The 13,042-nt window shown below is 64.7% G+C and carries 13 protein-coding genes; all 13 read right to left on the bottom strand.

Features of this window, described 5'->3' with window-relative positions; genetic code table 11:
- Positions 1-20 precede the first annotated feature (20 nt).
- The 13 genes from tatC to PV772_RS02355 all read right to left on the bottom strand — a co-directional run bounded on the left by tatC (position 21) and on the right by PV772_RS02355 (position 13,015).
- Complete coding sequence (gene tatC / locus PV772_RS02415) at positions 21-815, bottom strand: twin-arginine translocase subunit TatC (RefSeq protein WP_307356524.1); 795 nt, start codon at positions 813-815, stop codon at positions 21-23.
- A 48-nt stretch (positions 816-863) separates the two neighbouring features.
- Positions 864-1,139 carry a Sec-independent protein translocase subunit TatA gene (gene tatA, locus PV772_RS02410; RefSeq protein WP_141160417.1) on the bottom strand — a complete coding sequence of 92 codons (276 nt, stop codon included), beginning with the start codon at positions 1,137-1,139 and terminating at the stop codon, positions 864-866.
- Between the two features lie 32 nt (positions 1,140-1,171).
- On the bottom strand, positions 1,172-1,516 hold the full coding sequence (locus PV772_RS02405) for a hypothetical protein (RefSeq protein ID WP_347885252.1): 345 nt from the start codon (positions 1,514-1,516) through the stop codon (positions 1,172-1,174).
- Positions 1,517-1,526: 10 nt separating this feature from the next.
- Positions 1,527-3,512 carry a WYL domain-containing protein gene (locus PV772_RS02400; RefSeq protein WP_347885251.1) on the bottom strand — a complete coding sequence of 662 codons (1,986 nt, stop codon included), beginning with the start codon at positions 3,510-3,512 and terminating at the stop codon, positions 1,527-1,529.
- A 114-nt stretch (positions 3,513-3,626) separates the two neighbouring features.
- A complete protein-coding gene (locus PV772_RS02395) occupies positions 3,627-4,022 on the bottom strand; it encodes an FKBP-type peptidyl-prolyl cis-trans isomerase (RefSeq protein ID WP_141160420.1) in 396 nt (131 codons plus the stop codon).
- A 64-nt stretch (positions 4,023-4,086) separates the two neighbouring features.
- The gene (locus tag PV772_RS02390; RefSeq protein WP_347885301.1) at positions 4,087-5,055 is read right to left on the bottom strand and encodes an FKBP-type peptidyl-prolyl cis-trans isomerase; all 969 of its coding nucleotides are present in this window, start codon (positions 5,053-5,055) and stop codon (positions 4,087-4,089) included.
- Positions 5,056-5,170: 115 nt separating this feature from the next.
- On the bottom strand, positions 5,171-6,535 hold the full coding sequence (gene pafA, locus PV772_RS02385) for a Pup--protein ligase (protein WP_347885250.1): 1,365 nt from the start codon (positions 6,533-6,535) through the stop codon (positions 5,171-5,173).
- 9 nt (positions 6,536-6,544) lie between these two features.
- Positions 6,545-7,255 (bottom strand): proteasome subunit alpha, encoded by a 711-nt coding sequence (gene prcA, locus PV772_RS02380; RefSeq protein WP_141181598.1) that lies wholly within the window; start codon positions 7,253-7,255, stop codon positions 6,545-6,547.
- 1 nt (position 7,256) lies between these two features.
- Positions 7,257-8,078 carry a proteasome subunit beta gene (gene prcB, locus PV772_RS02375; RefSeq protein WP_307356531.1) on the bottom strand — a complete coding sequence of 274 codons (822 nt, stop codon included), beginning with the start codon at positions 8,076-8,078 and terminating at the stop codon, positions 7,257-7,259.
- Between the two features lie 80 nt (positions 8,079-8,158).
- Positions 8,159-8,362, bottom strand: a complete 204-nt coding sequence (locus PV772_RS02370) for a ubiquitin-like protein Pup (RefSeq protein WP_141160425.1) — start codon at positions 8,360-8,362, stop codon at positions 8,159-8,161.
- 84 nt (positions 8,363-8,446) lie between these two features.
- Positions 8,447-10,066 (bottom strand): depupylase/deamidase Dop, encoded by a 1,620-nt coding sequence (gene dop, locus PV772_RS02365; RefSeq protein WP_347885300.1) that lies wholly within the window; start codon positions 10,064-10,066, stop codon positions 8,447-8,449.
- Positions 10,067-10,116: 50 nt separating this feature from the next.
- Positions 10,117-11,868: a proteasome ATPase gene (gene arc, locus PV772_RS02360; protein ID WP_141160427.1), complete on the bottom strand. Its 1,752-nt coding sequence runs from the start codon at positions 11,866-11,868 to the stop codon at positions 10,117-10,119.
- Positions 11,869-11,950: 82 nt separating this feature from the next.
- Positions 11,951-13,015 carry a tRNA (adenine-N1)-methyltransferase gene (locus tag PV772_RS02355; RefSeq protein WP_141160428.1) on the bottom strand — a complete coding sequence of 355 codons (1,065 nt, stop codon included), beginning with the start codon at positions 13,013-13,015 and terminating at the stop codon, positions 11,951-11,953.
- Positions 13,016-13,042 lie beyond the last annotated feature (27 nt).

The raw sequence follows: 13,042 nt of genomic DNA, 5'->3' as shown, positions 1-13,042 counted from the left end.
ACCCCAAGCCTAGCGGCAGGCTAGAGCTTCTTAAGTTCACTGCTGGGGGTGGCGATGTCGGCAGTGGCTTCGGTCTCCTCGACGTGCCTGGCCTCACGGCGTTCCCGGCGCTTGTCGTTCATGATGCAAATGCCGATCGCTGCAAAGAAGAGCGCCAGCAATGGGCCGGCCAGCATGAACATGGAGATGGCATCCGCACCCGGTGCTGCGATGGCTGCCAGGACGAACACCAGGAAAACGGTGATGCGCCAGGCCTTCAGGATGGTGCGGCCGGACACGATGCCGGCCATGTTGACGCCGACCAGCACCACGGGGACGAGGAAGGCCAGGCCCAGCATCAGCACCATGCGGGTGACGAATTCGATGTAGGTCCTGGCATCTATTACGCTGGAGGAACCTGCCGGCGTGAATTGGGTCAGCGCGTGGACCACCTGCGGAACCACGAGCCAGCCCACCCAGATTCCGGCGAGGAAGAGCGGAATTGCAGCTGCCATATAGCCCAGCGTGTAGCGCCGTTCCTTGGAGGTAAGCCCCGGAGTAATGAAGGCCCAGAGCTGGTAGATCCAGATGGGGCTGGAGATGACGGCCCCAATGAGGAGCGACATCTGCAGCTTGAAGTCGAAGGGCGACGCTATGGTGCCGAAGTTGATGGCCGCCAGGCCCCCGGTTTCATTCGAAATCCGGTTTACCGGTTCGGCGAGGGCCTTCAACAGCGGATCGTAAAGTATCCAGCCCCCAATGCCGCCGATAACGACGCCGATAGCCGACTTGATCAGCCGGTTCTTCAGCTCATTGAGGTGTTCCCAGAGGGACATTCGCCCCTCAGGATTGGCTTTACGGGCCCGCGACAGTGCCACGGTAGGTCAGGCGCGGGTGGACGGCGGAACGTCAGTGCCGTCAGTCGGCTCACCGGGCTTCGCCTTGGGGTGGTTCACGATGGTGCCTTCCACCGGGCCGGAAGCCTCAGTGGTGGTGTCGGCTTTGCCGTCGTTCTTCATTTCCTTGACCTCGGACTTGATAATCCGCATGGACTGGCCCAGGCTGCGGGCCATGGCCGGAAGCTTGGGGGCGGCGAAGAGAAGCAAAGCAACAACGATGATAATGACGATCGGCCAAGGGCCATCAAAGAGTCTTCCCACGGGAAATCCTTTCCTCTAACTACATCCTACTTCTATGTGAAGTCGAGATCTCCGAGCGCCTGCGGCTGGCCCCGGTCCTTCTTGCGCTGCACTCGCCGGCGGCGGCGTTCTTCGCGCCGGGCCGATTTGGATGCCTCGTAATCATGTCGCATCGCGGCGGGTGAGGCAAAAACGGCAGAACCGGGCGGGGCCGGTCGCGTCTCCGTGGATTCCTCAAGATCAACGGGGGCCAGGTGTCCCAGCTTTTCACCCGCAGCGCTGAGATCCTTTACCGTCGCCATGAACTGGCGGAAGAGACGGATGCCCAGAAGGACGTAAAACAGTACGGACACTGCGACGAGTGCCACCCATATAAGAATCCAGGACCACCAAGGCATGCTGTGAAGTCTATCCGGCGTACCTGTCCAACGAGGCCGCCAGCCACCCCCGCGCGGCGTCAGCCAGCCCAGCAGGTGCCAGAATGCGGACCATACCTCCGTGCTGGGCCACGAACATCGGCAGCCACGCCGTGTTGCCGAACCTGATTTCGGCAACTAATCCGCCGTCGGGCAACTCCGCCGTGCGCTCCGCGTAGTAGTCCTCCGCCAACCCCCTGCCCTGCCGGGTGAGCTGGACGGTGACTGTCGTGTCGTCGTCGTTCGCCGTGAAGAGCTTGGCGGGGGCCCCTCCCGCCGGCGGCCCGTGCGTGGCGGCGGGCCGGCCGTTGGGGCGCACCTCCTGGACCCGGTCCAGCCGGAAGTTCCGCAGTCCGTCCACCAAATGGCACCACGCTTCGAAATACCAGGTGTTGTCCAGGGAGTAGAGCCGCAGGGGGTCTACGTCACGCTCAGTCACCGCGTCCCGCTGCGGCGCGAGGTAGGACAGGTGGAGCTGGGAACCGGACTCGATTGCCTGGCGGACCGTGGCATGGGTGGCAGCGTCCGCGGGAGCCACCTGCGGCCCTGCAATGGAGGCGGCGCCGAGTCCTTCCTCGCCGGCGGCGGCCAGCAGCTTCAGCGTGACCGATTCCAGGGCGCCTCCGCCGGGCAGGCCGGGCAGGGTGTTCAGGGTTTCAAGTCCGGTCAGCAGGGCACATGCCTCCGCCACGGTGAAGCGAACGGGCTTGTTCAGGTCGAGGTCCTGGGTGATGTACACGTGGTCGTCGTCCCACTGGATGTCGAGGAGATCGTCAGGATAACCCTCGGGCAAACCTGAGCAAATGAGGATCCGCAGGTCGGCCTCGAGCTCTTCCCTGGTGACGCCAAAATGCTCTGCGACGTCCCGGATGTGCAGGCCCTGGTTATGGACCAGGAACGGGACCAACTGCAGCATGCGCTTGAGCTGGTCCTCCGAGGTCCCCTTTCGGGCTGCCCGGGGCCGGGTATCGGAGAACGCGTAGGCGGGGACGGGCGCGGCGGTGAAGTCGGCGGCAGCCTGCAGCCGGCGCCGCACTGCCGCTGCCAGCTCCGCGGGCTCCACTGCCAGGGCATCGGGGCCATAGCTGGCCAGCTCTTCGGCGAGGACTTCCGGGTCGCGGTACTCGAGGACCAGCCGGTCCCAGCCGTCGTCGGGCGTTCCGGCACCCTGGTCTGCGCGGCCGTCCATGGCCCGTCGGCGCAGCGCCAGCAGGCGCCCCTGCCTGACGTCAACGACGGCGGTGCGCAGCGGCAGTTCCGGCAGCCGGGCCAGTTCGGCGCGGATGTTGAAGCCTGCTGGCGGCCGGTAGTGCTCTTTGTTGAGGACGGCCACGGCGCTGGTGAGGCGCGACAGCCGGAAATGGCGGGGAGCGTTGCGGGCCCGGTCATAGCCCATGAGGTACCACTGGCCGAAACGGCTGCCCAGGCCCCACGGCTCAACGGTCCGTTCCTCCTCTTTGCCGGTGCTTCCGGCGAGGTACGTGAAGCTGACTGGATGGCGGGCGTGCATGGCGGCAACGATGTCATCGAAGGCCTGGCCGACGGGTTTGATGCGCGGCTGGACGCCGGCCGGCAGTTCCACCTCGGCCAGCCTTCCCGAAGCCTGGAGCTTGCGGAGGGCGCTTTGGGCGGCTGTCCCCAGCGCCGCTCGCTCCCAGAGTTGGGAGGCCAGCAGGAGGACTGTCCATTCCTCCGGTCCCAGCTGGACGTCCGGGAGCCGGCTGGATTCCTTGCCGATCCGGTACCTCGTCGTGGCGGGGTCATCCTCGCTCCAGCCGAGGTCCGTCAGGGTCTCAACCTCGAACCCCATGGCCCTAAGGTCGTTCTTGTCCCGCTCGAACATGCGCCCGAACGCGACGTCGTTGCCGGAGGTGTCGTGGTAGACCTTTTCCCGCAATTCACTGCGGCGCAGTCCGTAGCGGGTATTGAGCAGCGCAATCAGCAGGTTGAGGAGTCGTTCAGTACGGGATACGGACACCTTGGTTACGTTACTAAACTCCCCGGGTGAAAGCAGAAAGCGCGGCAGCACGGGAGGGTGTCCCCCCTGCTGCCGCGCTTTGCGGTGCGATCAGTTTCTGCTTGTGCTGCCGCCTCAGCGGACGGCGACGAGGTCCACGACGAAAATCAGTGCCTCGTTGGGCTTGATCGCTCCACCGGCTCCACGGGAGCCGTATGCCAGTTCTGAGGGGATCTCCAGGCGGCGGCGGCCGCCGACCTTCATGCCCAGCAGGCCCTGGTCCCAGCCCTGGATGACCTGGCCGACACCGACCCGGAAGTCCAGCGGTGCGCCGCGGCCCCAGGAGGCGTCGAATTCTTCGCCCGTGGACCAGGCGACGCCGACGTAGTGGGTGGAGACGGTGTCCCCTGCTTTGGCTTCCTTACCGTCACCCTCGATGAGGTCCGTGATGACGAGTTCCGTGGGGACGTCGCCTTCCGGGAAGTCGATCTCGGGCTTCTGGCGGTCGAATTCCCGCTGTCCAAACGACATGCTTGCTCCTAATGAGTGCGTGGTGATGGGTGCCGCGAAGGACGCGGCGTCCCTGTAAGTCTTGCTACTTGACCCCGAGGATGTCCACTACGAAGACAAGGTCGCCCTTTGCCTGGCCCTGGCCGGCGTCTCCGTAAGCCAGGTCCTTGGGGATGACAAGCAGGACGCGGGAGCCCACAGTCTTACCCGCGAGGCCCTGGGTCCAGCCTTTGATGACGCCCGAGAGCGGGAAAGTGGCCGGCTGGCCGCGGTCGAAGCTGGAGTCGAATTTGGTGCCGTCGGAGAGATTGACGCCAACGTAGTTCACGGTGAGCGTGTCGGATTCCTTGACGGCGGCGCCCGTGCCCTTGATCAGGTCCTGCGAGACCAGGGCGGTGGGAGCGGGTGCCCCTGCGACGTTGATCTCCGGGACGCCGTCTTTTTCCGTCACAGTCGGCAGCCCGGCCGGCGGCGTCACCGCGTCACCCTGAGGCTTGTCGAGGACGGGGGTGGGGTCCGAGGCGGAAAGGACCTTGATGATCAGCAGCTGGGATGGCCCGGCTGCTGCGCTGGGGCTGGGGCTCGCGCCATCTGACGGGCTCGGGCTGGCCGAGGGTGCACTCTGCTGGGCAGGGACGGCCAGGGCAAGGCTGGAGCCAACCTTTGCACCGACGAACGCGTTGTAGATCACGGCACTGCTGGTCTTCAGCTCGTCGTTCAGCTCCAGGCTTTCCGGCTCATTGGGGAACGTGTCCTCCAGTTGGGAGCCATCCGAACCGTTGACGGCCAGGATGGAGATCTTGGCTACCTGGTTTGCCTTGACGGTGTCGCCGCTGCCTTCGGAAACCACCTTGATGGTGGGCTGGGTGACGGCCAGGGGCTTGTCGAAGTCCACACCCGGGGCCTTCTTGTCCCCGTTGTCAGTCAGCTTGAGGGAGTCGAACTTTGCAGTCTCCCCGGCGGACTGGCTGCTTGGCTCAGGCTGCGGGGCTGTGCCTCCGCAGGCGGTCAGGAGCAGCAGGCCGGGAAGGAGGATTGCTAGTAGTCGGCGCACGTAGTAAAACTTTCGTCGGGGCAGGGTGGACACGGCTTTCCGCATGGCTGCGGACAACGCCGTAGAAGGTCCCTTTAAAAAGGACCTTATCCAGAATAGACCCTGAAGCTGGACGTCAGCCCATAGAGTCCAACAGGGCATCCACGCGCTCATCAACGCTGCGGAAGGGATCTTTGCAAAGGATTGTCTGATGCGCGCGGTCGTTGAGCTTCAGGTGCACCCAGTCCACGGTGTAGTCGCGTCCCAGTTCCTGCGCACGGCGGACGAAGTCGCCGCGCAGCTTGGCGCGCGTTGTTTGCGGCGGTGCGTCCACGGCTCCCTTGATCACGGTGTCGTCGACAATACGACGCACCGCACCCCGGGACTGCAGCAGGTAGTACAGCCCGCGGCTGCGGGAGATGTCGTGGTACGTCAGGTCGAGCTGGGCAATCCGGGGGGCCTCCAGGCCCAGGTTGTGCCGTTCGCGGTAGTTGTCCATCAGCTTTTTCTTGATGGCCCAGTCGATTTCGGTATCGATCCCACTGGCGTCTCCGGACTCGATCGCACGGAGCGTTCGCTCCCACAGGTCCAGGATCAGGGGAACATGCGGGTTGTGGGCGCCGCGCTCCTGGACGAAGGCTGTGACCTTGGTCAGGTACTCCTGCTGGATTTCAAGTGCGGTGAGCTGCCGTCCGTTGGCCAGGCGGACCAGCGCGCGGCCACTGAGGTCGTGGGAGATTTCCCGGATGCTTCGGATGGGGTTCTCCATCCGCATGTCGCGCATGATTACCCCGGCCTCGATCATTCGAAGGACCAGGTCCACGGTGCCGACTTTCATCAGCGCGGTGGCCTCGGACATGTTGGAGTCGCCCACGATCACGTGCAGCCGCCGATAGAACTCGGCATCGGCATGCGGTTCGTCCCTGGTGTTGATGATGGGCCGGGACCGGGTGGTGGCGGACGAGACGCCCTCCCAGATGTGGTCGGCACGCTGGGAGAACGCATACGTGGCACCGTGGGGCGTCTTCAGGATCTTTCCCGCGCCGGCTATGAGCTGGCGGGTGACCAGGAACGGAATCAGGATTTCTGCCAGGCGGGAGAACTCGCCGCGCCGGGGAATCAGGTAATTCTCGTGGCTGCCGTAGGAGTTTCCGGCCGAGTCGGTGTTGTTCTTGAACAGGTACACGGTCCCGTTAAAGCCTTCGGCAGCGAGGCGTGCCTGGGCCTCATCCACGAGGTCGTCGAGAATGAGTTCGCCGGCCCGGTCATGCGCGATCAGCTGGGCAAGGTCGTCGCACTCGGCCGTGGCGTATTCCGGATGCGACCCGACATCGAGGTACAGCCGTGAACCGTTGGTGAGGAACACATTTGACGAGCGCCCCCAGCTGACCACCTTGCGGAACAGGTACCGGGCCACCTCCTCCGGCGCAAGAGGTCTCGAGTCGGGGCTCGAGTAGGAGATCCCAAACTCGGTTTCGATACCGAAGATTCTCTTGTCCATGTGGTCCTCCTAGGCCAGCAGTGCGGTGATGTCCGCGTCGTTCAGCCGGCGGAAGGCACGCCGGGTGCCGCGGGAGTTTTCGGAGACCCGGTCCAGGACGGCGACTTCCAGTGCACCCGGCGGCAACGGTGCCGCCGGCTGGTCCCCCTCCTGGGCGGGGGTAAGTCCCTTCAGTGCCAGCCTCACGGCATCGGCGAAGCCCAGCGAGGACTGCCACCCTTCCCCGATGGCGGATGACACTTTCTCAGCCTGTCCACCCATGACGACAAAGCTGTGTTCGTCGGCGATCGAACCGTCGAAGGTAAGCCGGTAGAGATGGTCCTCGGCCTGCGTGGGTCCAACTTCGGCGACTGCGAGTTCCACCTCGAAGGGCTTTTGCTCGGCGGTGAAGACGGCTCCCAGGCTTTGGGCGTACACGCTGGCCAAGCCCCGCGCGGTCACATCCTCACGGTCGTAGGAGTAGCCCCTCACATCGGCGTAGCGCACTCCGGCCTGGCGGAGGCTTTCGAATTCGTTGTACTTGCCGACGGCGGCGAACGCGATTTTGTCGTAGATTTCCCCGATTTTGTGCAGGGACGGCGACGGATTCTCGGCTACGAGGGCGATGCCGTCGGCGCAGCTGATGACCACTACGGAGCGGCCCCGCGCGATGCCTTTCCGCGCGAAGTCCGCGCGGTCCTTCATTAGCTGTTCAGGTGAGACATAGAACTGCTGGGTCATCTCAGGCCTCCCGTCCGGCGATGGTGCGCGCTTCGATTACGCTGCGCGAGGCCGCCGCGAGTTCGGCTTCAGGGACGCGCCGGGCTCCGGTCCTGTCAACCGTGTACACCACCGGCCACAACTGGCGGACTGTATCCGGACCGCCCGTTGCCGAATCGTCGTCGGCGGCGTCATACAGAGACTCCACGGCAACGGAGAGGGCCTGCTCCGGGTTCAGGTTGGGCCGCCAAAGCTTCTTCAGGGCACCGCGGGCGAACACGGAGCCGGAGCCGACGGTGTGGTGTTCGTGTTCCTCATACCTGCCGCCGGTGACGTCGTAGGAAAACAGGCGGCCAACGCCGGCGCTGATGTCGAATCCGGCGAACAGGGGCACCACTGCAAGTCCCTGCAGGGCCAGGGGGAGGTTGCCTCTGATCATGGCACCCAGACGGTTCGCCTTGCCTTCAAGGCTGAGCTGGGTGCCTTCAATCTTTTCGTAATGCTCAAGTTCAACTTGGAACAGCCGCGTCAGGTCAATGGCTATGCCGGCAGTTCCGGCGATGCCCAGGACGGAGAAATGGTCAGCCGGGAAGACTTTCTCGATGTGCCTGCTGGCAATGACGTTTCCCATGGTGGCCCGCCTGTCGCCCGCCATCAGGACGCCGCCGCCGTAGCTCATGGCAACGATGGTGGTGGCATGGGGAACCTGGACCGGCGCAGCGGTTGACGCACCTCCCGGGAGGGGCCGGCTGAAGGGCAACAGCTCAGGCCGGTCCCGCTGCAGGTGTTCGGTAAAGGACGAGGTGGCGTTGGCGGCTACCTGGTTGGCGGTTGATTCCTGCACTCATCACTCCTTGAATGTGGTACTCACAACGTCGGTACAGATCCCGGCCTTCCGCGGCTTCAGCCACCCAGCGGTCCGGGTTACTGGCCGCCCTTTTGGACGAATGCCCGGACGAACTCTTCGGCGTTGGATTCGAGGACGCCGTCGATCTCGTCGAGCAGGTCATCCACGCCTTCGGTGGATGCCGAGGCCTGCGCCTCCGGTGCTGCCGGGGGTGCTTCGGGGATGTCTTCGTCGACCTGGGTGTCACGTGACTGCGGCTGCTGCTGCTCCTGGCCTGCCATTGGTTTCCCTCTTTCTTCCGTCGGTGGATCCGGCGGATCCTCCGATATGCCCATCCTGCCACGGGACGGGCGTTCCGGCGCTGTTTACGCCGCAGGCGGAGTGCTGTTGCGTCCCAGCAGTTCACCCAGGAACGGTCCCGCTTCCCGGTAGCGCTCAAACAACGCTCCAGTCAGGGCTTTGGTTCCCCTCAGTGGCTCACGGGTGGGCACCCGCTGAAGCCTCCCGTAGCCGGGCACGTCGAAGATGACCGAATCCCAGCTTGCCCCCACCACATCCTTGCCAAAGCTGCTGATGCACTTGCCCCGGAAGAACGCCCGGGTATCCGCCGGTGGCTCCGCCACGGCAGCTGCGATGGCGGAATCATCCACCACCCGTTGCATCCGGTTCCTGGACAGCAGGCGGTAGTAGAGGCCCTTCTCGGGCCTGATGTCGGCCCACTGCAGGTCGACAAGGCCCAGCCGGGCGTCGCTCCAGTCCAGGCCGTCGCGCTGGCGGTAACCGTCCAAAAGGGAGAGCTTGGCCAGCCATTCCACCGCGGTGGCCGCCGCGGCCCTGTCGCTGTCGAGCTGGGTGAGGACAGACGCCCACCGTTCCAGGACCTCATGGGTGTGTCCGTCGCCGTCCACGGCATCGCCCACACCGGTGTCCTGCGCAAGTTTGGCGGCGGCCTCGTGGTACATCCACTGGAGATCCAGTGCTGTGACGCGCCTGCCGTCCAGCAACCGGATTTTGGCAGTCAGGGACGTATCGTGGCTCACCGTTTTGAGGGCGGTGACGGGCTCATATACCTCGATTTTCGGAGCCAGCCCGGCTTCGACCAGGCTGAGGACCAGGGCGGTGGTGCCGAACTTGAGGTAGTTGGACACCTGGCTGAGGTTGGCGTCCCCGATGATGACGTGCAGGCGCCGGTACTTGTCAGCGGTGGAATGGGGCTCATCCCGGGTGTTGATAATGGGCCGGCGGATGGTCGTTTCCAGGCCCACCTCTGCTTCGAAGAAGTCGGCGCGCTGGCTGATCTGGAAGCCAGGGATGGAGCTGTCCTGACCGATACCCAGCCGGCCTGCCCCGCACACCACCTGCCGGCTGACGAAAAACGGTGTCAGCCCGCGCACAATGTCCCCGAACGGTACGGACCGGGGCATGAGGTAGTTTTCGTGCGAGCCGTAGGAAACCGATTTGTTGTCCGTGTTGTTTTTGTAGAGATTGACCGGCGGCAGGGTCGGGTCGGCTGCCAGTCGGCGCACGGCCGCCAGGCCCACAAGGTCACCGGCGGCGTCCCAGGCCACAGCGTCCCGGGGGTTCGTTACCTCGGGGCTGGAGTACTCGGGGTGGGCGTGGTCGACATAGAGCCGCGCGCCGTTGCCGAGGACCATGTTCATCAGGAGCGTCCCCGACTCGTCCTGGCCGTCGAGCTCCAGTTCCTCGCGGCCGTAGGCCAAAGCCACCGCCTCCGCATCGAGCACCGGCGGCTGGTCCGTCAGCTGGGAGGGATGGGCGGCACCGCGGTCAACTGTCCAGCCGCGGGCATCGTGCAAAGGCTCCTCATCCGTGTAGTCCCAACGCGTCTCTGCCCCGCCGGCCGCCCGCTGCCGGGTGACCTGCGCGTAGGCCTGGACCACGCGGGCGCTCATCATGGTGGCGTTGGCAGAAGGGGCTGACGGAGCGTGGATTCCGTATTCCGTTTCTGCCCCCATAACCCGCATGGCCCCGCCGGCGGGGAGGGCCTCCCCGCCGGCGGATCCCTGTGAACCCGTCACAGATACTGTCCAGTAGTGGGCATTGTCTCGATGGACTTGCCGGGCTCCTGGCCGGCTTTGCCCTGCACGATGGTGCGGATATAGGTAATCCGTTCACCCTTCTTTCCGGAGATGCGTGCCCAGTCATCTGGGTTCGTGGTGTTGGGCATGTCTTCGTGCTCACGGAATTCGTCCACCACGGCGCGCAGCAGGTGCTCGATCCGGAGACCTTTCTGGTGTGATGTCAGCAGGTCCTTGATGGCATACTTCTTGGCCCTGTCCACCACGTTCTGCACCACGGCACCGGAGTTGAAGTCCTTGAAGTACAGCATTTCCGTGTCACCGTTGGCGTAGGTGACCTCGAGGAATTCGTTGGATTTGTCGGTGGAGTACATCGCCTCCACGGTGCGCTGGACCATGGCGTCGACGGTTGCCTGGACATCACCGTTGTGTTCGGCCAGGTCTGATTCGTGGAATGGCAGGTCCGGCGTGATGTATTTGTTGAAGATGTCGGCCGCTGCCTCCGCATCGGGCCGCTGGATCTTGACCTTCACGTCAAGCCGGCCGGGCCGGAGGATGGCGGGATCGATCATGTCCTCGCGGTTGGATGCGCCGATCACGATCACGTTGTCCAGGCGCTCGACGCCGTCGATCTCGCTGAGGAGCTGGGGCACAATGGTGGTTTCGACGTCGGACGAAATGCCGGTGCCGCGGGTGCGGAACAGCGAGTCCATTTCGTCGAAGAACACCACGACGGGGCTGCCGTCCGAGGCCTTCTCCCGGGCGCGGGCGAAGATCAGGCGGATGTGCCGCTCGGTCTCGCCAACGTACTTGTCAAGGAGTTCCGGGCCCTTGATATTCAGGAAGTAGCTCTTCAGGTCGACATTCCCGGACCGCTCCGCGGCGCGGGCCGCGAGCGAGTTGGCAACGGCCTTGGCAATCAGGGTCTTGCCGCAGCCGGGAGGGCCATACAGCAGGATGCCCTTGGGAGCCTTGAGGCCGTGCTCACGGTAGAGGTCCGGGTGCAGGAACGGCAGTTCCACGGCGTCCCTGATCTGCTCGATCTGGGGGCCAAGGCCGCCGATGTCCTCGTACGTGATGTCCGGAACTTCCTCGAGGACAAGGTTTTCCACCTCTGAGCGGGGAACCTTCTCCAGCGCGTATCCGGTCCGGGAATCGACGGAGAGGGCATCGCCGACCCGCAGTTTTTCGGAAAGGAGCGCACCGGAGAGCCGGACAACGCGTTCTTCGTCCGCGCGGCCAACCACAAGGGCGCGGTCCCGTCCAAGCATTTCCTTCAGGGTGGCCAGCTCACCTGCCCGCTCGTAGCCCAACCCCGCGACGATCAGGAGTGCCTCGTTCAGCAGCACTTCCTGGCCGACCGCAAGCTGGTTGATGTTGACCAGCGGGCTGATGCCCACGCGCATCTTCCGGCCCGCGTTGAAGATGTCCACCGATTCCTCGGTGGCAGCCTGGCCGCTGTTGCCGGGGGCGGGCTGCCGTTTCGGGTTGATTTGGAGGATGGTGCCGAAGCTGTAGGGCGGTTGCCCTTCCTGGTCCAGGGCGTTCTTCAGGCGGAGAATCTCTGCCTTCGCCGTCTCAAGCATGCTGACCAGCTTCGAGTTGTTCTGCGTTGCCGCTGCCAACTGGCGGTCGATGTGCCTGAGCTTGTCCCGAAGTATGTTGACCTGGCGGTCAGCAACCGAGAGGTCGTTGGCGGCAGACTGCTCTGCCGGTGTACGTCCGGAGTCCTGGTTTGGTGTCTCCATGATGTATCAGCCCCTTCCTGCGCTTCTCTTAAGACATTAGTCCCAAGAGGCCGGGTAGGGATGGAGGCTCCCGAAATATGGACTAGTTCGTAATCTCGCGGTTGTCCACGACGTTGGTCCCCGCGATGGCGTCACGGGCGGCCCGCCGGAGCTTCTTGTCGGACACCGCCCGCTCCCCCACCGCTCCTGGCGTCCAGGCGTTGACGTCCTCTTCGTTGAACTCGGTCTTGGACGGGCGGCGCTTGACCGAAATCCCGGTGACGCCGTCTGCCAACCGCCGGGTGACCAGCAGGAACCCTGTGTGGGCCACCATCCGGTGGTCGGGGCGCACGGCCAGTCCTTCAAGGTGCCACCCGCGGACCATCGACTCCCAGGCATCGGGTTCGGTGAAGCGTCCGTCCGCGCGGATGGCTTCGGCCGTGCGGGAGAGTTGGGTGACCGTGGCGACGTAGTTGATCCAGACGCCGCCGGGCGCGAGCACGGTGGCGACGGCGTCGAGGCATTCCCATGGCGCCAGCATGTCCAGGACCACGCGGTCCACGGAGCCGGGCGCCTCGGCCTTCACCACTTCCTCCTGGAAGTCACCGAGGGAGATCTGCCACGCGGGGTGGGGGCCACCGAAGATGGTTTCCACGTTGCCGCGGGCGATGTCCGCGAACTCCTCACGCCTTTCGAAGGAGTGCAGGTAGCCGTTGTCCCCCACCGCGCGGAGCAGGGAAATGGAGAGGGCCCCCGAGCCCACGCCGGCTTCCACGACGCGTGCGCCGGGGAAGATGTCCGCCATGGTGACGATCTGGCCGGCGTCCTTGGGATATACGACGGCGGCGCCGCGCGGCATGGACAGCACAAAGTCCGAGAGCAGGGGCCGGAGGGTCTGGTACTGCTGGCCCACGTTGTTCACCACCACTGAGCCGTCCACCTGGCCAATGATTTCGTCGTGGTTCAGGAATCCGCGGTGGGTGTGGAATGCGCCGCCGCGTTCCAGGGTGATGGTGTTCATCCGGCCACGCTCGTCGGTCAGTTGGACGCGTTCGCCCTCCCGGAATGGGCCCCGGCGACGGGCAGCGCCCACCGGCTGCGAGCCGCTGGCGGCAGCACCGGCTTGCGCTGCTCCCTTGGCGTCGTTGACGGCAGTTTCGCTGCTCATGTTTCTTCCTCGCTCCTGTAAACCTGT

The organism is Pseudarthrobacter sp. CC12 (genome assembly GCF_039907755.1).
GTDB classification, from domain to species: domain Bacteria; phylum Actinomycetota; class Actinomycetes; order Actinomycetales; family Micrococcaceae; genus Arthrobacter; species Arthrobacter niigatensis.
Note: the sequence above shows the minus strand (reverse complement) of the source record. Positions and strands in the feature narration are given on the sequence as shown.

Bases quoted from the DNA above. Each gene is read 5' to 3' on its own strand.
- PV772_RS02370 (WP_141160425.1), bottom strand. From the start codon at position 8,362: ATGGCAGGCCAGGAGCAGCAGCAGCCGCAGTCACGTGACACCCAGGTC.
- PV772_RS02395 (WP_141160420.1), bottom strand. From the start codon at position 4,022: ATGTCGTTTGGACAGCGGGAATTCGACCGCCAGAAGCCCGAGATCGAC.
- arc (WP_141160427.1), bottom strand. From the start codon at position 11,868: ATGGAGACACCAAACCAGGACTCCGGACGTACACCGGCAGAGCAGTCT.
- prcA (WP_141181598.1), bottom strand. From the start codon at position 7,255: ATGACCCAGCAGTTCTATGTCTCACCTGAACAGCTAATGAAGGACCGC.
- PV772_RS02405 (WP_347885252.1), bottom strand. From the start codon at position 1,516: ATGCCTTGGTGGTCCTGGATTCTTATATGGGTGGCACTCGTCGCAGTG.
- pafA (WP_347885250.1), bottom strand. From the start codon at position 6,535: ATGGACAAGAGAATCTTCGGTATCGAAACCGAGTTTGGGATCTCCTAC.
- dop (WP_347885300.1), bottom strand. From the start codon at position 10,066: ATGCGGGTTATGGGGGCAGAAACGGAATACGGAATCCACGCTCCGTCA.
- tatC (WP_307356524.1), bottom strand. From the start codon at position 815: ATGTCCCTCTGGGAACACCTCAATGAGCTGAAGAACCGGCTGATCAAG.
- PV772_RS02355 (WP_141160428.1), bottom strand. From the start codon at position 13,015: ATGAGCAGCGAAACTGCCGTCAACGACGCCAAGGGAGCAGCGCAAGCC.